Here is a 19135-nt window from a genome sequence, read left to right on the forward strand (position 1 = left end):
CCGGGCACGGTGCTCGTGGGCGTGGCGCGTTGTATGGGCCTGAACGGTTTTACCGGTCGCCGTTCAATTCAGGGTGATGACTGCGTACGGCGTCGCGGACCTTGTCGTCCTCGCGCTCGATTCGACCGGTGCCGTCGACGAGCGGGCGGACGGGAGCGCGACGACGGTCGAACTGAGCGAGACGATCGCGTTCGGCGAGTCGCTGGCTGACCGCGTCCAGCTCCTCGCCGCGCTCTCCTCGCTGACCCGGTCGGGCCTCGTCGAGGAGTCGGTCGACGACGCCGACCGGACACGATATCGGCTGACGGACGCGGGGCACGACCGCGTCGCGGAGCTGCGAACGGAACTGGCCGACGAACGGGTCACCGTTTTCGACGGCACCGACACGATCGAGTGCGACCTGTGCGACGTTCCCGAGACCGTCGATATCTCGGTCGCGGAAGCCCTCGTCCGCCGCTCGCCGTCGGGCGAACTCCTCCTCGAAGCGGCGTTCGACGATGTGGTCGACCGTGTGGAGACGTTCGACCGACTGACGGCGGCGTTCGAGTCGCTCACAACGACGAACCCGGCGGACTCTATCGAGACCGACGCCGGCCAGCCTCCCTCCAACACAACCCAGACGGTCGTCGTCACCGGTGACGCGGGCGTCGGCAAGACGACGGTCGTCGAGGCGTTCGTCGAGCGCGTCCGGGAGCGGTGTGCGGACGTCTTCGTCGGCCGCAGTCGGCCCGGCGGCGATGCGCCGTTCGAACCGATCGAAGCCGCACTCGACGCGGGCGACGCGACCACGCCCGCCTTCGACGTCGACACCGTGCTCGAGACACCCGATGCCGAAACCTACCGGGCCCACCGGACGCGTCTGTACGCCGACGTCGCAACGTGGCTCGAAACGCGCGCGGCCGACGGCCCGGTCGTGCTGGTCGTCGAGGACCTGCAGTGGGCCGATAGCGCGACGCTCGACCTGCTCGCGCACCTCCACTCGTTGCTCGCATCTGCCCCCGTCTTGCTCCTGTGTACGTACCGTGGCGACGGTGTGGACGACGTGGACCCGCTCGGCGAGCGGGTGGGGGCGGACGCCGATGGACCGACCGTCCTCCCGCTCTCGCCGTTCGACCGGGAGACGACGGCGACGCTGGTCGAACACGAACTCGGTCAGCGCGGCGTCCCCGCGGCCTTCACCGACGCCGTCTACACGGTGACGGGTGGGAACCCCCTGTTCGTCGTCGAGACGGTCGCCGCGGCGCTCGAGGACGGCTCGCTCGATCCGCGGGTCGACCGATACCCGACGGATACCGACACCCTCTCCGCGCCGGATGTCGTCGAGACGACGATCCGCCGCCGGTTCGACCGCCTCGACGACGAGACGCGCGAACTGGTCGACGTCGGCGCACTCGTCGACGAACCGATCACCGTCGAGACCCTCGGCGCGCTCTGTGCGCTCTCGCCGACGCGACTGCGAGACCGGGTCGACCTGCTCGTCGACGCCGGCATCTGGCGTGAGACGGACGGCGGGTATCGATTCCGCAGCGACGTCCTCCGGAGCGGCGCCAGATCGGCACTCGACGCGGACCGTCGTCGGGACCGCCACCGGGAGATCGCCACCCTGCTGGCAGCCGACGATGACCCGAACCACGCCCGGATCGCGACGCATTTCGATCGGGCGGATGAGGCGGCGGCTGCCCTCGAACAGTACCAACTCGCAGCCGCGGACGCGGAAGCCACGTACGCTCACGACGTAGCGGCCGCACACTACGAACGCGCCCTGTCGATCGCACGCGACCTCGACCGTGACGACGACGCGCTGGCCCTGCTCGAATCGCTCGGCGACAGTTACTACACCCGCGGCGAGTTCGACGCGGCAGACCGGTACTTCCGGTACGTCCGTGAGGCCACCGACGAGCCGGACCGGATCCGGCGCAGTTACTACTACCAGGCCCGGATGCACTTCGAGCAGAGCGAGTACGAGCAGACGAAGACGTTCGCCCGGCGCGGCCTCGACGTCGGCGGTGACGAGGTCACCGAGGCAGTCTGCTGGCTCGTCGATTACCTCGGCAGCGCGCACATGAAGTGCGGCGAGCACGAGGCGGCGGTCGAGCAGTTCGAGCGCCAGCGGACGCTCGCCGAGTCGATCGACTTCGCGCTCTCGCTTGGTCGATCCCACCAGAATCTCGCCAACGTCTCTCGCCGCACCGGGGCGATCGAGGAGGCCGTCGAGTACGGCGAACGAGCCGTCTCGTTGCTCGAAACGGCGTCGGCCGACCGCGAACTCGCCCGCTGTCTCAACGACGTCGCGCTCGTCTACCGGAGCGCGGGGCGGACCGACGCGTACGTCGAGACGCTCGAACGCTGTCACGACGTCGCCGAGGAGACGGGAAACGTTCGGGCGCGCATCCTCGCCAAGCACAACCTCGGCGTCGCCGCTCAGAGCCGGGGCGACTGGGAAGACGCACGGTCGTACTACGAGGACGTCATCGACCTTGGTGAGCGTGCCGGCGACGCAGACACGGTCGCGACCGCGCTGTGGAACCTGGGCGCCATGGACCTGTCCGTCGGCGACGCCCCAGGGGCGATCGACGGGTTCGAACGGGCACTCTCGCTCGTCGACGAATCGGAAGCGGTCGAACAGCGGACCCACTTTCACACCCACCTGAGTCGGGCCTACCAGCTTGCCGACGACGTCGATGCCGCGCGCTGGCACGTCGCGATGGGACTCAGACTGGCCGCCGAACACGACCTCTCTCACCTGCGGGGGGCCAGCGCGATCAACGCCGCGGCGCTCGAACGGGCGCAGGGGGCCGTCGACCCGGCGCTCGAACACCTGCAGTCGGCCACCTCGATTCTCGGCTCTATCGAGGACGTTCGCACCGAAACCTCCCTGCTCGACCAGTTCGCTCGGACACACCTGGCGGCCGACGAGCCCGGCACTGCGATCGAATATGCCCGCCGTGCGCACGATGTCGCGCCCGAGGGCAACCGACAGGAGACGATAGCCGTCGAGGTAACCCTGGGCGCGGCGCTTCGTGCCACCGGGCAGCGAGCGGCGGCCCGGGATCGCCTCGAGACCGCCCTCGCCGACGCATCGGGCCTCTCCGCGCTCGCGGAAATTCGCGCCCGGCGTGAACTGGCGCGCCTCGAACGTGACGAAGGGAACACCGGTCACGCGCGTGAGCACTACGAAACCGGGATCGAACTCGCGGCATCGGCCGGAATGACGCTGTACGAAACGCAGTTGTCGGACGAGGTAGCGGTACTCGACGCGGACGTCGCCGTGACTGACGGCAAGTAGTCCGATTCAACCCGCTCGCCTCACGATCCTACCTGGCACGCTCCAGGTGAACGCAGAACTGGGCGCCGCCCAGGGGCGAATCGTCGACGGTGAGTTCGCCGCCGTAGGTGTCCGCGATCTCGGCGGCGAGGTGGGTACCGAGGCCCGTCCCGCCGGACTCGCCGATCGAGACGCCGCGATCGAAGATGCGCTCGTGGTCGGCCGGATCGATACCGTCGCCGTCGTCCTCGACGAAGACGGTCACGGCGTCGTCGGTGGCGGCCGTCCGAATGCGGATCTGGGTGCCACCGGAGTGGACCAGGGCGTTTTCTACGAGATTGGCGAAGAGTTCTTTGAGCAGCGTGCCGCCTGTGACGTGGAGTTCGTCCACGTCGGTCTCGACGTCGACGTCGTGCTGGCTCGCCAGGTCGGCGTGGCGATCGACGGTCTCGCGAATCACTCTGGAAAGTGAGATCGACGAGAGTTCCTCGTCGGCGTCGAGCTGGTGGAGCGTCCGGACGTTCTCGACGAGGTCGATCGCCTCGGTGACGCCGTTCTCCGCGTACGCGTGGTACTCTCGCTGCTGGTCGGTCAGATCCGTCTCGGCGAGCAGGTCGAGGTAGCCGTCGATGACGGTGAGTTTGTTCCCCAGGTCGTGTCTGAGCACGGAGTGGAGGAACTCGGCGCGCTCTTTGGCTTCGGTTCGCTCGGTCGTGTCGGTCGCGACGCAGACGATCCCCTCGACGCTGCCCGCGTCGTCCGTCATCACCGACGCGGAGAGGCTCGTCGGCACGGCCTCGCCGTCTTTGGTCTCGAAGTAACTCTCCAGATCGGTGACACTCCCTTCACGAAGGAGGTGCTCGATCAGCTCGCCCGAGTGTAACATCGAGGAGAGTTCGACGTCGTCGCTCGACTCGGCGAGGACGTAGTCGATCGGCTTGCCGACGAGCTCGTCGGGGTCGTAGCCGAGCATCTCCCCGACGGCCTCGTTCGCCATACGGATCCGGCCGTCGGGGCCGAGCTTCACGAGGACGTCGACCATCGTGTCCATCAGGTTCTCCAGGTCGGCGGTCCGCTGGCGAACCCGGTCCGCGAGCTCCGACCGCGAGAGAATCGTCAGTTCGTCCGCCCCGTCCAGGCCCCGATCGTCCATTCAGGTGATCGTTGACTCCGTGACTATTCAAGCCAACGGTCGACTGGATCTCGCCGATCGGCGAGAATCGCACGGTGGACGGGACGGGACCCACCCGGACTACCCCGCAATCGTTCGACAGGTGGTCCACCCGGACGTACTCCGCAATCGTTCGACAGGTGGACACCCTTATCAGCGTACGTAACCGAGAGCCGGTATGCACGTCGTGCCGGATACCAGTGTGGTGATCGACGGCCGCGTCTCGGCCTCGATCGCGGACGGGACGTTCGCGGACGCGACGGTGTCGGTCCCCGAGGCCGTCGTGGCGGAACTCGAGTCGCAGGCCAACGACGGCCTCGACAGCGGCTGGGAGGGGCTCTCGGAACTCGACTCGCTGGCCGGCCTGGCCGACGACGGCGAGATCGATCTCGAGTACATCGGCGAGCGCCCGACGGCGGGCGAACGAGGGCGCGCCTCGGAGGGCGAGATCGACGCACTCATTCGCGATCTGGCCGAGGAACGTGACGCGACGTTCGTCACGAGCGACGTCGTCCAGGCCGAAGTCGCGAAGGCCAAGGGCCTCACCGTCGAGTACATCTCGCCGAAGTCGCGAGACGTGGGAACGCTCACGATCGAGGACTTCTTCGACGACGAGACGATGAGCGTCCACCTCAAGACGGACACGATCCCGAAGGCCAAGCGGGGCGCCCTGGGCGAGATGCGCTACGAGGAGATCGCCGACGAGCTGACGGACGAGGCGACGATGGACGAGTGGGCCCGCGAGGTGGTCGACGGCGCCAAGGAGTCCCCCGACGGCTTCATCGAACTCACGGAGCCGGGGATGAAGATCGTCCAGTTCCGCGACTATCGTATCGCGGTCGCTCGCCCGCCGTTCGCCGACGGCATCGAGATCACGGCCGTCCGACCGATCGCCCAGACCGACCTCGAGGACTACGAACACGCCGACGAATTGAAAGAGCGTCTCCTCGAGCGCCAGCGCGGCGTCCTCGTCTCCGGCTCGCCGGGGGCCGGGAAGTCGACGCTCGCCCAGGCGATCGCGCGCTACCTCGAGACGCACGACTACGCGGTCAAGACGATGGAGAAACCGCGAGACCTCCAGGTCGGCCCCGAGATCACGCAGTACACCGCCCTCGGCGGCAAGATGGAGAAGACGGCCGACGCCCTCCTGATGGTCCGGCCGGACTACACCATCTACGACGAGGTCAGAAAGACCGACGACTTCGAGGTGTTCGCGGACATGCGCCTGGCGGGCGTCGGCATGATCGGCGTCGTCCACGCGACGCGTCCGATCGACGCCCTCCAGCGGCTCATCGGCCGGGTCGAACTCGGCATGATCCCCCAGATCGTCGACACCGTCGTCTACGTCGACGCCGGTGAGATCGACACGGTCTACGACGTCCAGACGACGGTCAAGGTCCCCGCGGGCCTGACCGAGGAGGACCTCGCCCGCCCGGTCATCCAGGTGACGGACTTCCAGACCGGCGTTCCTGCCTACGAGATCTACACGTTCAACCGCCAGGTCGTCACGGTGCCCCTCGACGATGACGAGGACGGCCCCGGCGCGCGCGAGTCGGGCGTCGACCGCATCGCCAAACAGGAGATCGAACGCGAGATCCGTTCGATCGCCAGGGGCTACGTCGAAGTCCGTCTCAAGAGCCAGGACAAAGCCGTCGTCTACGTCGAGGACGACGACATCTCCTCTGTCATCGGCAAAGGTGGCGGTCGCATCACCGACGTGGAGAACCGCCTGGGTATCAGCATCGACGTTCGCACGCACGAGGAGAATCCCCACTCCGGCGGGGGCGATGGCGACGCCACCGCGGGTGCTGGCAGCGCGAACGGCGGTCGATCCGGCGGCGCACAGCCGACCGGTGACCCCGTCGGCCAGCTCGTCCAGCCCGAGATCACCTCGCGCCACGTCGTCATCCCGGTCGAGGGCCACGACGGCGAGACCGTCGAGGTCCAGGCGGCCGGCGAGTACCTCTTCACCGCGACGGTGAGTCGCGGCGGTGAGATCCAGGTGTCGAGAGGCAGTGCGATCGCTGACGAACTCGAAGACGCGATCGATCACACGGAACCGATTACGGTCGTTTCGTCGTAGGCGGACCGGTCCGTGTGCGTCGAACCGCGAGCGTCGCAGATGCGAGCAGCGATCGGCGAAACTGACTGCGTGTTCGACGTCGTCCTCGCTCAGTTGCCGTTCGTCTCGATATCCTGGAAGTATATCTCCGGATTTCTGGTGTAGAAGAGTGCCCAGCCGGCGACGAGGCCGACGAGCATGGCGACCAGTTCGCGGGGAAGGCGGGGCAGGCCGAGTTCGAGGAGGCCGAAGAGCGCGACCGACGCGCCCAGGAGCGTCCCGATGACGACGAAGGTGACGTCGGTCGCGATTCGGAGGCGGTTGTGCTCCCAGTAGGGGCGTTTCTCCTCGTCGTACCAGACCCCGACGTAGATGATGACGGGTGCCATCCCGGCGATGACGGTGGCGGCGCCGAACGACACGGGCAGGCCGAGCGGATGAAAGAGGAGTGCGTTGAGCAGGTTCGTCACGAGTGCCATCACGAGGAGCCCGACGAAGAGCCACCCGGTGCGCGGCAGTCGATCGCGGTCGACGTTCATATCTCCCGACGGGTCCGCGACCGGGTTAACGGTACCGTCTCGACGAGTGACTCACCCGTTTCGATAGCGCAACTCTGCCGTTTCGCCGAATGGGCCGCCGGCAGACGAGTCGGTGGCGATCCTGTGAGCGCGATGGTGTGGCTGGCTGGAATCGTCGCGACGAGAGAACAGCGGTTGTTCGTTATTCGGCGCAGCAGGCGTCGTCGGCTGCACTGGCGTCGTCCAGCCCGCCGTCAGCGGCGACGGGTTCTTCGAGTCGGTAGAGGCTCTGGCGAGCGTCGGCGAAGTAGATGTCCTCGTCGACCATGCCAATTTCCTCGAGTCGTTCGAGCGCGTAGCGGACGGTCCGGGCCGACAGCATCGACTCCTGGACGATCTGTTTCTGGGTCAGTGGGCCGTCGTACTCCAGTACTTTGAAGACGAGCTTGGCGCTGGGGGGACAGTCGCCGAGCTCCGTCGAGTCCATTGCTTCCATCATTACGAATCGAAACACTCCAGGAGCATAAAAGTTGACGCTCTCGAATCGGTCGTCGGGGCTATCGGAAAATCGGCTCCGCTGCGGCGTGCTCAGCGGACATTCGAGATACACTCGGTCACGTTGGTCTGGACCAGGCCGTCTAGTTGGTCGAGCGGCCCAGCGGCGATCGACGTGGCCAGCCCATCCATCCTTCTATCGCGGCGATTGGTCGTCGTTCGGGCCCGACTCGCGTCTAGAGTTGTTCCCAGGCGTCTTCGTCGTCGGGATCGATGTCCGTCGGCGGACCGCCCGGACCGACGGGGCCGTCGGCCGGTGCCGATCCGGGGGCGGCTGGTGGCGCCCCGGCGGTGTCCTCGGCTCCGCCGGTGGTGTCCTCCAGATTCATGTTCGGCCAGGCGGTCTCCTCCCAGAGGCCGCGGTCGGTGTAGTAGTAGACGACGTCGTCCGAGACGACCGCGAACAGGCCGCGCTGGCGATCGTGGACCACCCGTTCGCTCGTGTCGATGGCGACGTCGACGACGTCCTCCAGCGTGTCCAGTGCGATGTGGTGGTCGCCGATCCACATGGGGATCGAGCCGCGGGAGATCCACTCGGCGTACCGGCGTTCGTGGACCGCCCGGCGAGCCGACTTCTCGTCGATCGGGCGGCGCCGGTCGAGTCCCCAGGCCGCGCCGAGTGAGAGCGTCCCGACGACAGCCAGTAGGCCGACGAGCGCCGTCGAGCGCGGCTCTGACTCGGTCACGAGCGCGTATTGCGGATGCGTCTCCTCGTGGGATGGGACGGGCTGGGCGAGCCAGAACGCGCGTTCGGTCGCGACGAGTTCCGTCTCGATCGTGAACGCGTCGGCGGTCGTCCCCGTGTCGTACTCCGTCTCGACGACGGCGACGACGCGGACGTCGCCCACACCGGCGACCTCGCGCTCGATCTCGCCCATCCGGTCGCGGACGGCGGCGACGTCGACGTCGACCGAACTGCTGGCGACGCCGTCGCGTACTCTCGGTGCCTGTCTACTGAGCTGGCTCGTCTCGTTCCAGAAGACTGCGCCGTCGCGCACGGCCTCGTATCGGAGCGTGACGTCGTGATAGACGCTCGCGTCGTTCGTCGGGACGGTCGTCCGTGGCGTGAGCGTCAGCGTCTCCGTCGCGTTCGTGAGGTAGACCGGTTCGTCTTCGAGGACCGTCCCTTCGGGCCAGAGCCCGCCGGTCTCGACGATCGCTTCGGTCCCGACCTCGGTCGAGACGCGGTCGGTGCCCGTCTGCTGGGTCGTCGTGGTCGTCTCCGGCGAGGCGACCGCCCAGCCGGATAGTGCGAGCGCGACGACGCCGCAGACGGCCAGCGCGACGAGTAACGTCCGGCCGTACCGAGCGACGAGCAGGTCGATTCGTGGATTGTCGATCATTGTTCCCATCCCGTCGGGCCTCGCTTCGAGCGAGCCCACGTGCCGGTTCCCAGCCAGCACACCCCCGACTTGTCGAGACGTACGAACGACTGACTGATAACCGTACTGGCCCCGTCCGAACGCTCAACGGCGCCACTTTCGAAGCTTCCGGCTCACTCTGCGTCGGACCGGGACGTGCGAGCCGGGCGTTCGAAACTTGATGTCGTCCCGGCCGAACAGGGCGAGGATCAGGACGACGGCGGCGCCCACGACCACTGCGTCGACGGCCGCGACGGCCAGATATGGGTGGATGCCGTGGAGCCAGCCCAACAGGGTCGGCGGGAGTACGAGCAGATACCGATACTCGCGGACCGTCTGGACGTACGTCCCGGTTCGGTCGGGGGCCGACAGCGTGACGGTCACCTCGCCCTCGTCCCGCGCCCCGACGACCTGCCGGGCCGGGTCGATGGCGACGCCGTCGCTCGCTGGTTCGGTCTGGGCGACGATCGGGACGTACCCCGCGTTGTCGATCGTGCGGGTGAGGTCGCTGGTTTCGCCCGGTGCGATCCGCTGTGGATCGTCGGTCGGCTCGTCGGTGCTGACCACGTCGTACCCCGTCGTGCCGGACGGAACGACCATCGTCGCGGTCGCTGCCGTCACCAGGACGAGCAAGACGAGCGCGATCACCGACCAGAGGGCGATCACGTTCCGCCGGGTGGTCGTCCGCGTCGTCTCCCGCCGCGGTGGGCCAGCCCGATCGAACACGACGCCGAACCCGAACATGGCGACCCCGAGGCCGACCAGCATCGCCCCCGCACCGTCGGCGTCGAGGCCGCCCGGGCCGTTCCCCAGGCCGAGCGCGCCGGCGATCGCGCCGACGACGCCGAGCACCAGCGACTGGATCCCCATCACGACCGTCCCGAGGTGGGGAATCGTGACGACGGTCCCCTCGATCTGGAGCGCTTTCGCGACGATCTGGCCGTCGGTCACCGGCGGCTCACCGCCGTCCTGATCGGTAAACGGGTTGGCGTCCCCCTTCGTCACGTAGCCGTCGTCCGTCTCTTCGACGACGCGGTGGGTCGTCAGGCCGCCGCCGTTGACCTCACGCGCTTCGTAGACGATCACGTCGCCCTCGGAGACGTCGCCGGCGAGGGCATCTGGCACGGCGACGAACCCGTCGCCGGTCTCCATCGCGGGTTCCATACTTCCCGAGGCGACGTACCCCAGTAACATCGGCTGGCCGAGCACCTGGCCGAGGACGAGCGCCGCTACGACGATGGCGAACGCCACGCCGAGTACCCGCGATGCCGTTTCGATATCAACCACAATTTTCCTCGTTCTCTCCGCGCTAACCCACGCTACGATGCTGGCCTCGGCCGGCACCGACTTAACGCCGCCGACCTCGCACGACGCGGCCGATCGCCACGAGCCCAAGCGTCGCCGGCGGGGCGATCGCCGCCGTCAGCGGCGATGCGAACTCGACCGACGAGAGTGAGATGCTCGTGCGGTCGGAGACGGCGACGGTCCCCGCCGCCGTCTCCCCCACGCTGAGTCGGTAGACGCCCGCCGATTCGGGCGTCCAGCCGACGGTCAGTGTACGGGTTTCGTTCGGTGCGAGTTCGACACGGCGATCGTCGACGACGGCCCCGTCGACCAGGATCGGGATCCGATCGGCAATTCGCCGGTCGTCGAGGTTCGACACGGTGGCGGTTACCGTGACCGTGTCGCCGGCCGTTACGTTCGTCGCGTCGACAGACGCGTTCGTGACGGCCAGCTCTCCGGTCAAATCCACATCCTCGCCGGCCGCGGTTTCGTTCCCGTCGGCGGGCCTATCGTCATCCTCGTCCGCCGTCTCGACGACGATGGAGAACGTCTCCGACCCGGTCGGCGCCTCGTGCGTGTCGATGGAGACGCCGATGGTAACCGATTCGCCCCCGGACAGGGACACAGGATCGGCGGCGTCGATGGCGGTTTTCCGGTCGCCGTCGGCGTAGAACGTGACTTCCCGTACGTCGTGTTCGACCCAGACGCTGCTGTCGTCGGCCGTCGTCACGTCGAAGACGGCGTCGACGTCGGTCCGCGCGTCGACGTTGAGTCGATCGAAGTCGAGCGTGAGTTCCCCGTCTTCGACGGTCGCGTACTGACTCGCTGCAGTGAGTACGACACCCTCGGTCGCGTCGCTCTCGGCGGTGGTGTCACTGGCGCCGAGACCTACCGCCGCCGTCGGGACGGCGAGCAGGAGCGACCCGAGTGCGAGTACCGTCAGCCACGTCGTGCGTGTCATCGATTCTGGCCCTATCATCTTCCAGCCGGGCGACCCTCGTTCGGGACCGGGTCGATCCGACAGCGCCGCGGTGGCGACGCCGCTGGGCAGGTTCCTGTCCCCACTGGTTGACGCGTTTCCGCCCACGAGTAGACGAGGTCTCGTCGGCCGTCGAATCCGTCCGTCGATGCTCGAATCCTGCCCCGGTCAGATCAGTCTCACGTCGTTGCGGTGATCGTGATCGTCGTGTTGAGGGTGGCGTTTGCAGCAGCCCCGCTCGTATCGATCTCGAGATCGACCGGAGTGGTGCCACCTGCCGCCAGCGTGTTGTTCTGAGCTGTCAACGTCACGTCGATATTGTTGCTCTGGGTCGTCCAGGGGCCGTCGAGCGTGATCTCCGCGGAGTGATTGTTGATGATGTTGAAGGCGCCAGTCGCCGTCAGCGTGCCGTCGATGTTGGCGTCGGTGAGCGAGATCTCGAGCTTGTCGTTGGTGATGCTCGCGTAGTCGCTCGTCGCTTCGAACGCCACTCGTGCACTCGCGTCGCCGCTCGTCTCCACGGTCACGGTACGATCTGCGGTCACGGTGCTGAACGCACCCGTGCCGAGCAGTGCGCCGCCGCTTGCTACGATGCCACCCAGTCCGACCAGAACGTTGCGTCGATTCATTCTCATGGTATGTCCCCCACGCCCTGCGGGCCGAACCCGACGCGGCGCGGTTCTTACTCATGCCCAGTCACCACTACCCCTTTGTATTGAGCAGCCGGAACGGTCGCACGGTTGGCCAGAAGGTCGTTCAAGCCGGTCTTGAACGGATATTTCGGCCGTTGAGACGGTCGTCGGCCCAAACACATTAGTAGCGATCGGTCCTAGATGTGTCACACCTTCGGGGGAGGGTGCGCGGACTGGTGAGCGACAGCATGGGAGCGTCACACGGAAGCCACGGCGAAATCTTCGAGCTGCTTAGCAATCGCCGTCGGCGATACGCGATCCACTACTGCAAGCGGGTCGACGAGCCGGTCGAACTCGGCGATCTCGCCGAGCAGGTTGCCGCGTGGGAACTCGACAAGGAGGTTCAGGAACTCACGTCCGCCGAGCGAAAGCGTGTCTACACCGCGCTCCAGCAGACGCACCTGCCCACCCTCGAGCGAGCGGACGTGGTGGAGTTCGAGAATCACACGATCGAACTGACCGACGAGGCCGACGCGCTCGAAATCTACCTGGACATCGTCCCCGCGGACTCGATCCCCTGGGGCGTCTACTACCTCGGCCTGTCCGTCCTCGGCTTCGTCGTCCTCGCGGGCGTCTGGGCCGACGTCGTCCCGACGGAGACGATACCGCCGCTTGGCTGGGCCGGACTGGTGCTCGGCGCCGTGACCGTCTCGGCTATCGCGCACGTGCTGACGAGTCGGCGCTACCGCCTCGGGGAGATGGAACGGCCGCCGTAGGGGAAATACCATGATGGGGGGTTCACTGACGAAACTGGGGGCGGTGCTAGTGGTCGCGGGAGCCTTGCTCATGGCCGGCCCCGTCTTCGGATTCAGTACCCTTGCGGCGGACCGGGGAACGACCGTCGAGACCGCTCCCACGGAATCTGCGCTCCTCGGCATCCAGCCGACTGGCGAGACGCCGGACAACCAGAACGACGCCCCGGTTCTCACGGTCACGAACAACGCCAACGAACGGTTCGACACCCTCGACACGCAGGCCGAGATCGTCTCGGACCCGAACGGCGCGCTCGCGATCAGTGACGGGTTCGGCTCCTCGCTCGATCCGGATGCTCAGACTGACCTCTCCCTGACGTGTGCCAGCGGCGGTACCGGCCAGGCGACCGTCGAGGTGACGGCCAACGCCGTCGGGTCGACGCTCGCCGTCGAGGACATCACGTACACGCACACGTTCTCCTACAGCTGCACTGGCAACGGCGGGGGTGGCCCGCCCGGATTCGTCTCGGTGTCCGCTGGCGACGTCACCGGCTCGAATACGCAGGAACTGACGTTCGCGCTCGATGGCAAGCTGAACAACGGCGAAACCGTCACGATCGATATCACGAGCTTCCTGGCAAACTACGACGGTGCCAGTATCGACTCGCTCACGGTCGGCGGCTCGCCGGCTCGAAAACACGACCGGACGTTTGAACCGGCCAGTGGCTCAGCTACGATCACCGTCACGGCGAAGGGGAACATCAAGGCCGGCAAAGAGGTCCGGATCGTCCTCGATGGGGTCTCGCCGGAGTTTGACTTCTTCAGCTGGGCGACGTTTAGCACGGCCAGTTCGCAGGCGAGCGACACCTTCGCCATCGACTCCGGTGGTGGATGGATGACAACTGCGTCGACAGCTGGCGACACCGGTTCGGTCGACGGAACGATCTCCCGCGAGGAACTCGAATCGATCCCGCTCGCGGAACTCGAGCGATTCGACAGCTACGACGACCTCGAACGGTACATCGAGGCTGAGACGGACATCGAGGTCGTCGACAGCGGCGGCTGAGTGCTGAATCGGTACCGTGCCGCCACGTCCCTGCGAGTCACTCCGAACGGCTTTTGCCCACGCACGTCCGAGACCACCACATGTCGACTGTAACGTTGAGCGACCGGGGGGAACATCTCCGGTCGATCGGGGTGACCTCCTCCAGCGCACTCCTGGGGGTTGCTGCTGGCCTCCTCTCGTACATGCAGGTGGGTGCGACAGAAGCGGCAGCGACGAACAACACGGCACTCGCGTTCGTGCTCGGGGCGATCGTCCTCGAGACGGTCGTCGTCCAGCTCTCGGGGATCTACGACGACGACGAACTCGGGTTCAAGCTCTACCTGTTCATCACCTTCCTGGTCTTCTCGTTCTGGTTCGTGACGTGGGGAATCTTGCTGACCGAACTCTCCCTCTACTGAGATGGCGGACGATAGCATCGCCGTCGTCGATCTGGATCGCTGCTCGCCCGACCGGTGTAACTACGAGTGCAAGAACTACTGCCCGCCAAATCGTACCGGCAAGGAGTGCATCACGCTGCGCGGCGAGGACGCCGACGAGGGCCAGCCGGATCAGGTGCGCATCTCCGAAGAGATCTGTCTGGGCGAGACCTGCGGGATCTGCGTCGAGAAGTGCCCGTTCGACGCGATCGAGATCATCAACCTGCCCCAGGAGTTGCAGGACGACCCGGTTCACCGCTACGGGGAGAACGCCTTCTCGATGTACGGTCTGCCGGTCCCACAGGAGGGGCAGGTCACCGGCATCCTCGGGCCGAACGGAATCGGGAAGACGACCGCCGTGCGGATGCTCGCCGGCGAACTCGAACCGAATCTGGGAAACTACGGCGACCCGCCGGGCTGGGAAGCCGTGCTCGACGCCTACCGCGGGACGGAACTGCAGGACTACATCGCGGACGTCCGCGACGGCGACGTGACCGTCGCCCGCAAACCGCAGTACGTCGACCAGATTCCCAGCCAGTTCGACGGTAACACGCGCGAACTGCTCGAGCGCACCGACGAGCGCGGCGAACTCGACTATCTCGTCGATCGCCTCTCGATCCGCCCCGTCATGGACCAGGCCATCGACGATCTCTCCGGTGGGGAGCTCCAGCGCGTCGCCCTCGCGGCGGCGCTCGCTCGCGACGCCGACTTCTACTTCCTGGACGAGATCACGCCCTACCTCGACATCGGTCAGCGGGTGACGGCGGCGCGACTCGTTCGCGAACTCGCCGAGGAGGACGGCAAGTCGATGCTGGTCGTCGAACACGACCTGGCTATCCTCGACCTGCTGTGTGACACCCTCCACATGGCCTACGGTGAACCCGGCGCCTACGGTGTCATCACGGATCCCAAATCGGTTCGCAATGGTATCAACGAGTATCTCAAGGGCTACCTCGAGAACGAGAACATGCGGATCCGGCCCGACCGGATCGAGTTCGAGGAACACGCGCCGCGGACCGAGAGCCAGGGCGACACGCTCGTCACCTACCCCGACCTCCGCAAGTCCTACGGCGACGGCGAGTTCTCCCTCGATATCTCCGGCGGTGAGATTCGCGAAAACGAGGTGCTCGGCATCGTCGGGCCGAACGGGATCGGGAAGTCCACCTTCGCGAAACTGCTGACGGGCGACCTGGAACCGACCGAAGGCGATGCGGAGCTGGATCTCGATATCTCCTACAAACCGCAGTACGTCACGATCGACCAGCCGATGCGCGTCGACGCCTTCCTCTCGTCGATCACCGACCAGTTCGGCTCGTCGTACTGGAACACGGAGATCGCCCAGCCGCTCCAGTTAGAACGGATCATGGAGCAGAACCTCTCGGACCTCTCCGGCGGGGAGCGCCAGCGCGTCGCCATCGCGGCCTGTCTGTCCGACACCGCGGATCTGTACCTCTTAGACGAGCCCTCGGCTCACCTGGACGTCGAACAGCGCGTGCAGGCGACCCGGGCGATCCGGCGCTACGCCGAACAGCAGGACGCCACCGTCCTCGTCATCGACCACGACATCTACATGATCGACCTGCTGGCCGACCGCCTGATGGTCTTCGACGGCGAACCTGCCGTCGCCGGCCACGCTGGCACGCCACAATCCATGCGCGGCGGCATGAACGACTTCCTCTCGAACTTGGAGATCACGTTCCGCCGGGACGAACGGACCTCGCGCCCGCGGATCAACAAGCCTGACTCGCAGCTGGATCGTGAGCAAAAGCGCGAGGGCGAGTACTACTACGCGCCCTGAGTCCGTCGCCGCAAAAACTGACCGTCGCTCGACGCGCTTACTCCGATTCTCCGCTGCGGACCGCCTCGACGCGTTCACTCCCGCGTTCGCGCCACTCCTCGATCCGACTCTTCGTCCCGATGCGACTCTCGCCGACGAACGCGCCGATCAGGGCCCCGATGGCGGCGCCGGAACTCGCCGCGTTCCGACTGAGCAGGCCGCCGAGGCCACCGCCGATCGCCGCGCCCATCGCCGCGAATCGAGCCCGGGAAAGTGCCAGTGTGAGTGCGTCTCGAACCATACGAGCCGTACGGGCGCCAGCCGAATAAGCGTGTGCCTCGACGGGACAGTCAGCCGAACGCACTATAGTGCCCTCGGAGTCGATCCCTTGGAAACAAAATACCTTTTGACAGGCAACTCGTAGCGGTTGGTATGGGAACGGAGACGCCGGCGATCGAGATGACGGGCCTGACGAAGCGCTACGACGACACGACCGCCGTCTCCGACGTGACGACGACGATCGACGCCGGGACGGTCTACGGCTTCCTCGGACCGAACGGCGCCGGCAAGACGACCACGATGAAGATGCTGACGACGCTCGTCAGACCCACGTCCGGCACCGCCCACGTCGCGGGGAATCCGATCACCGACCGCGAATCAGTCACGCCGCACATCGGCTACCTGCCGGAGGAACCGCCGCTGTACGAGGAACTCTCCGGACGCGAACAACTGGAGTACGTCGCCGGGCTCCGGGAACTGCCAACCGACGAGGCGACCGACCGGATCGAGCGAATGCTGGAGCGATTCGATCTGGACGAGGACGCCGACAAGCGTATCGCCGACTACTCGAAGGGGATGCGCCAGAAGGTCGGCGTCATTCAGGCCGTCCTCCACCGGCCGGCCGTCGCCTTCCTCGACGAACCGACGAGCGGGCTCGACCCGCGCGCAGCGCGGACGATGCGCGACACGATCGCCGAACTCGCCGACCAGGAGATGACGATCTTCCTCTCGACGCACATCCTCCCGGTCGTCGCCGAACTCGCGGACGAGGTCGGCGTCATCCACGGCGGCGAACTCGTCGCCGAGGGCCACCCTGACAAATTGGCCGCCGAGGCCGAGGCCGGTGCGGGTGGAACGCTCGAAGACGCGTTCCTCGAGATCACGCAAGATCCCGAAGAAGCCGCCCCAAGAGCCGAGTAAGTGAACCGATTGCCGCCCAGGAATTCTCCTGTCGGGCGTGGCTGATACCCAATCGCCGTGGCGTGGCTAGCGTCTCAGTTATCGACCGTGCCACAGCTCCCTCCTGGGCCGTTGCACTGTTACTGGCCCCCTGTGTCCCGTGTGGTCGGCGACGTTTCGTGAGACAGTTGCCCTTCGAGTGTCGGCAGGCCTTCGAACACTGCGCCTGCGAAACTGCCTGTATTCGATCACTCGAGCGTGAAGCGATCGAACGTGTGGGCGGCGTAGCCGAACGAGAGGACGGGCGAACTCACGCCGAGCGCGACGGTGAGCCACGCAATCGCCGTGACGACCCCGGCGCTAATCGTCACGTCCAGCATCGGCGCGAGCGAGACGAGCATGGAGACGATGCCGGCGACGGCTGCGGCGCTGTCTGTGTACAGAATGAGTGCAGCGACTATCGGCATCAGCAGTACCAGCGTGTAGGTGACGAACGCGCTCTTCGAGGGCATCACGGCCTCGCGATTGCTCGAGACGCGGACGCTCCCGAACCGGGGGAACAGCGCGCCGATACCGGTCGCGACGGCTGGGGTCGCGACGGCCCCGAAGACGGTCGCGGCGACGAGGAAGGCTGTCTCGCGCGGCGGGAGGGGACTCGCCAGCCCGAGCCCGCCGCTCAGGACGAGGGCGAGCGGGGCGGTCACGAGGACCGCGGCGACGATCGTGCCGCCGACCGCCTGCCGACCGGAGACGGTCGTGGTGAGCAGCGTCGGGAGCGAGCGGCCGTGGTCGCCGATGACGTTGAGCGTCAGGAGCGCGCCACTGGCCCAGACCACGTAGCCACACAGGACGACCGCGATGAACGGGCTCACGGTCCCGGTCTCGATGATCTGCTGGATGAACGCCAGGAAGCCGAACAGCGGGTAGACCACGTAGAGCAGCTTGATCGGCGCTCGTTTCGCTCGTCGGAGGGTCGTGACCGCGACCGTTCGGAGCGCTCGGTCGCCGACGCCGGAGAGCAGCGCGTCGAGCCGGTTCGAGGAGCTGACGTCGCTCGTCGACTCGTCAGCGCCTGCCTCGTCTGCGAACCAGTGGCGCGTCGCCATGGCCGTACTGGCGACCAACACGAGCGGGAGGCCGATCCCGACGACGAGCGCCGTCCCGACGAGTGCGAGGGGCCGTGGGGCCTGCCCGGGAACGGCGAACAGGAGGAGTTCACCGGGCCAGCCGAACGGACTGTTCGCGAGTCGCTCGAAGAGGGCCGCGACGATTCGGTTGAACCACTCGGTCATGACCACGCCGAGGTAGCCGACCCAGAAGAGGACGAACAGCGCCCGTTTGAACCGTGCTACCGGCTCGTACGTCGTCAGCAGGTGTCTGATCGCGAGGCCGACGACGAAGCCGACGGGGATCGACGTGACGAGCAACAGCGCGACCACGCCGAGGGCGACGGCCAGCGGCACGACCGAGCCGGCGCCGTAGGCGAACGCGCCCGCAAAGAGGGCCACGAACGGGAGGAGTGTGAGTGCATACAGCGCGAGTTCCGTCCCGATCAGCCCGGCGGCGACGGACCGCGTCGACGTCGAGATCAGGAGGCACGCCGGCTCGTCGACGTCGCCCCGAGACGTGGCGGTCCGGCCGGTGGCGGTGAGCGTCAGCCCGAGCCAGACGAGAGCGGTCGCGCCCGTGACGATCTCACTGACGGACACGCCGCCAACCTCGGAGAGGGCGCCGGCGGCGACTCGTTCGCCGGCCTCTGGGAGGAAGAACAGGCCGACCGCCGTGAACGGCCCGAAGACGAACAACAGGACGAGCGCCATGATCGCGACCTTCGTTCGATTCCCGGCGACCGCCCGGAGGCTTCGTCGGACCTCCGTGCGGGTGATCCGGGCCGCGACGGACACCGTCATGGCGCCGCCCCTCCCCTGGCCGACTGTGTCGACTCGCCGCTTCGAAGCGGTGGCGTGGCCCTGTCACCGATTCCAGTGCAGCGACTCCAGTGGATCATACTATACTGACAGATACGAACCGTCAATAAAGAACGTTCGGATCGTCCGGTGCGATTCTCGTCGCGACCGGTGTGGAGTTGCACGCTGCGGGTCTCGGACCGTCGCGACG

Annotated in this window: 16 protein-coding genes; 7 read left to right on the forward strand and 9 right to left on the reverse strand. The window is 66.8% G+C overall.

The genetic code is table 11. The annotated features are described in order from the left end of the window. The first annotated feature begins 76 nt into the window (after positions 1 to 76). Entirely contained in the window at positions 77 to 3286 is a 3210-nt protein-coding gene (locus HALRU_RS01485) for an ATP-binding protein (RefSeq protein WP_015299652.1), read from the forward strand. A gap of 28 nt (positions 3287 to 3314) precedes the next feature. On the opposite strand, the gene HALRU_RS01490 is transcribed toward HALRU_RS01485, so the two are convergent. Next, positions 3315 to 4418 (reverse strand): PAS domain-containing sensor histidine kinase, encoded by a 1104-nt coding sequence (locus HALRU_RS01490; protein WP_015299653.1) that lies wholly within the window; start codon positions 4416 to 4418, stop codon positions 3315 to 3317. Positions 4419 to 4614: 196 nt separating this feature from the next. Here HALRU_RS01490 and HALRU_RS01495 point away from each other — a divergent pair, with 196 nt between their 5' ends. Then, positions 4615 to 6519 (forward strand): PINc/VapC family ATPase, encoded by a 1905-nt coding sequence (locus HALRU_RS01495; protein WP_015299654.1) that lies wholly within the window; start codon positions 4615 to 4617, stop codon positions 6517 to 6519. 89 nt (positions 6520 to 6608) lie between these two features. Here HALRU_RS01495 and HALRU_RS01500 read toward each other — a convergent pair whose 3' ends face one another. The 6 genes from HALRU_RS01500 to HALRU_RS01525 all read right to left on the reverse strand — a co-directional run bounded on the left by HALRU_RS01500 (position 6609) and on the right by HALRU_RS01525 (position 11824). Further along, positions 6609 to 7037: a hypothetical protein gene (locus HALRU_RS01500; protein WP_015299655.1), complete on the reverse strand. Its 429-nt coding sequence runs from the start codon at positions 7035 to 7037 to the stop codon at positions 6609 to 6611. A 181-nt stretch (positions 7038 to 7218) separates the two neighbouring features. Continuing rightward, positions 7219 to 7515 carry a winged helix-turn-helix domain-containing protein gene (locus HALRU_RS01505; RefSeq protein ID WP_015299656.1) on the reverse strand — a complete coding sequence of 99 codons (297 nt, stop codon included), beginning with the start codon at positions 7513 to 7515 and terminating at the stop codon, positions 7219 to 7221. Positions 7516 to 7747: 232 nt separating this feature from the next. Further along, entirely contained in the window at positions 7748 to 8914 is a 1167-nt protein-coding gene (locus HALRU_RS01510) for a DUF5305 domain-containing protein (RefSeq protein WP_015299658.1), read from the reverse strand. A gap of 123 nt (positions 8915 to 9037) precedes the next feature. After that, on the reverse strand, positions 9038 to 10219 hold the full coding sequence (locus HALRU_RS01515; RefSeq protein WP_394294992.1) for a signal peptidase I: 1182 nt from the start codon (positions 10217 to 10219) through the stop codon (positions 9038 to 9040). Between the two features lie 61 nt (positions 10220 to 10280). Beyond that, positions 10281 to 11177 carry a CARDB domain-containing protein gene (locus HALRU_RS01520; RefSeq protein ID WP_148680388.1) on the reverse strand — a complete coding sequence of 299 codons (897 nt, stop codon included), beginning with the start codon at positions 11175 to 11177 and terminating at the stop codon, positions 10281 to 10283. 197 nt (positions 11178 to 11374) lie between these two features. Next, complete coding sequence (locus HALRU_RS01525; protein ID WP_148680389.1) at positions 11375 to 11824, reverse strand: hypothetical protein; 450 nt, start codon at positions 11822 to 11824, stop codon at positions 11375 to 11377. Positions 11825 to 12075: 251 nt separating this feature from the next. Here HALRU_RS01525 and HALRU_RS01530 point away from each other — a divergent pair, with 251 nt between their 5' ends. The 4 genes from HALRU_RS01530 to HALRU_RS01545 all read left to right on the forward strand — a co-directional run bounded on the left by HALRU_RS01530 (position 12076) and on the right by HALRU_RS01545 (position 15859). After that, on the forward strand, positions 12076 to 12603 hold the full coding sequence (locus HALRU_RS01530; RefSeq protein WP_015299662.1) for a DUF7344 domain-containing protein: 528 nt from the start codon (positions 12076 to 12078) through the stop codon (positions 12601 to 12603). A gap of 10 nt (positions 12604 to 12613) precedes the next feature. Then, positions 12614 to 13645, forward strand: a complete 1032-nt coding sequence (locus HALRU_RS01535) for a hypothetical protein (RefSeq protein ID WP_015299663.1) — start codon at positions 12614 to 12616, stop codon at positions 13643 to 13645. Between the two features lie 80 nt (positions 13646 to 13725). Further along, a complete protein-coding gene (locus tag HALRU_RS01540) occupies positions 13726 to 14043 on the forward strand; it encodes an EMC6-like membrane protein (RefSeq protein ID WP_015299664.1) in 318 nt (105 codons plus the stop codon). A 1-nt stretch (position 14044) separates the two neighbouring features. Beyond that, the gene (locus HALRU_RS01545; protein ID WP_015299665.1) at positions 14045 to 15859 is read left to right on the forward strand and encodes a ribosome biogenesis/translation initiation ATPase RLI; all 1815 of its coding nucleotides are present in this window, start codon (positions 14045 to 14047) and stop codon (positions 15857 to 15859) included. Positions 15860 to 15896: 37 nt separating this feature from the next. Here HALRU_RS01545 and HALRU_RS01550 read toward each other — a convergent pair whose 3' ends face one another. After that, on the reverse strand, positions 15897 to 16139 hold the full coding sequence (locus HALRU_RS01550) for a glycine zipper 2TM domain-containing protein (protein WP_015299666.1): 243 nt from the start codon (positions 16137 to 16139) through the stop codon (positions 15897 to 15899). A gap of 131 nt (positions 16140 to 16270) precedes the next feature. Between HALRU_RS01550 and HALRU_RS01555 the strand changes: the two genes are divergently transcribed. Further along, a complete protein-coding gene (locus HALRU_RS01555) occupies positions 16271 to 17038 on the forward strand; it encodes an ABC transporter ATP-binding protein (protein ID WP_015299667.1) in 768 nt (255 codons plus the stop codon). A 227-nt stretch (positions 17039 to 17265) separates the two neighbouring features. Here HALRU_RS01555 and HALRU_RS01560 read toward each other — a convergent pair whose 3' ends face one another. Continuing rightward, on the reverse strand, positions 17266 to 18927 hold the full coding sequence (locus HALRU_RS01560) for a hypothetical protein (protein ID WP_015299668.1): 1662 nt from the start codon (positions 18925 to 18927) through the stop codon (positions 17266 to 17268). Positions 18928 to 19135: the final 208 nt, after the last annotated feature.

Source organism: Halovivax ruber XH-70, assembly GCF_000328525.1.
Classification (GTDB): domain Archaea; phylum Halobacteriota; class Halobacteria; order Halobacteriales; family Natrialbaceae; genus Halovivax; species Halovivax ruber.

Bases quoted from the DNA above. Each gene is read 5' to 3' on its own strand.
- HALRU_RS01505 (WP_015299656.1), bottom strand. From the start codon at position 7,515: ATGATGGAAGCAATGGACTCGACGGAGCTCGGCGACTGTCCCCCCAGC.
- HALRU_RS01520 (WP_148680388.1), bottom strand. From the start codon at position 11,177: ATGACACGCACGACGTGGCTGACGGTACTCGCACTCGGGTCGCTCCTG.
- HALRU_RS01550 (WP_015299666.1), bottom strand. From the start codon at position 16,139: ATGGTTCGAGACGCACTCACACTGGCACTTTCCCGGGCTCGATTCGCG.
- HALRU_RS01530 (WP_015299662.1), top strand. From the start codon at position 12,076: ATGGGAGCGTCACACGGAAGCCACGGCGAAATCTTCGAGCTGCTTAGC.
- HALRU_RS01490 (WP_015299653.1), bottom strand. From the start codon at position 4,418: ATGGACGATCGGGGCCTGGACGGGGCGGACGAACTGACGATTCTCTCG.
- HALRU_RS01555 (WP_015299667.1), top strand. From the start codon at position 16,271: ATGGGAACGGAGACGCCGGCGATCGAGATGACGGGCCTGACGAAGCGC.
- HALRU_RS01525 (WP_148680389.1), bottom strand. From the start codon at position 11,824: ATGAATCGACGCAACGTTCTGGTCGGACTGGGTGGCATCGTAGCAAGC.
- HALRU_RS01540 (WP_015299664.1), top strand. From the start codon at position 13,726: ATGTCGACTGTAACGTTGAGCGACCGGGGGGAACATCTCCGGTCGATC.
- HALRU_RS01500 (WP_015299655.1), bottom strand. From the start codon at position 7,037: ATGAACGTCGACCGCGATCGACTGCCGCGCACCGGGTGGCTCTTCGTC.
- HALRU_RS01560 (WP_015299668.1), bottom strand. From the start codon at position 18,927: ATGACGGTGTCCGTCGCGGCCCGGATCACCCGCACGGAGGTCCGACGA.
- HALRU_RS01535 (WP_015299663.1), top strand. From the start codon at position 12,614: ATGATGGGGGGTTCACTGACGAAACTGGGGGCGGTGCTAGTGGTCGCG.
- HALRU_RS01510 (WP_015299658.1), bottom strand. From the start codon at position 8,914: ATGATCGACAATCCACGAATCGACCTGCTCGTCGCTCGGTACGGCCGG.
- HALRU_RS01545 (WP_015299665.1), top strand. From the start codon at position 14,045: ATGGCGGACGATAGCATCGCCGTCGTCGATCTGGATCGCTGCTCGCCC.
- HALRU_RS01485 (WP_015299652.1), top strand. From the start codon at position 77: ATGACTGCGTACGGCGTCGCGGACCTTGTCGTCCTCGCGCTCGATTCG.
- HALRU_RS01495 (WP_015299654.1), top strand. From the start codon at position 4,615: ATGCACGTCGTGCCGGATACCAGTGTGGTGATCGACGGCCGCGTCTCG.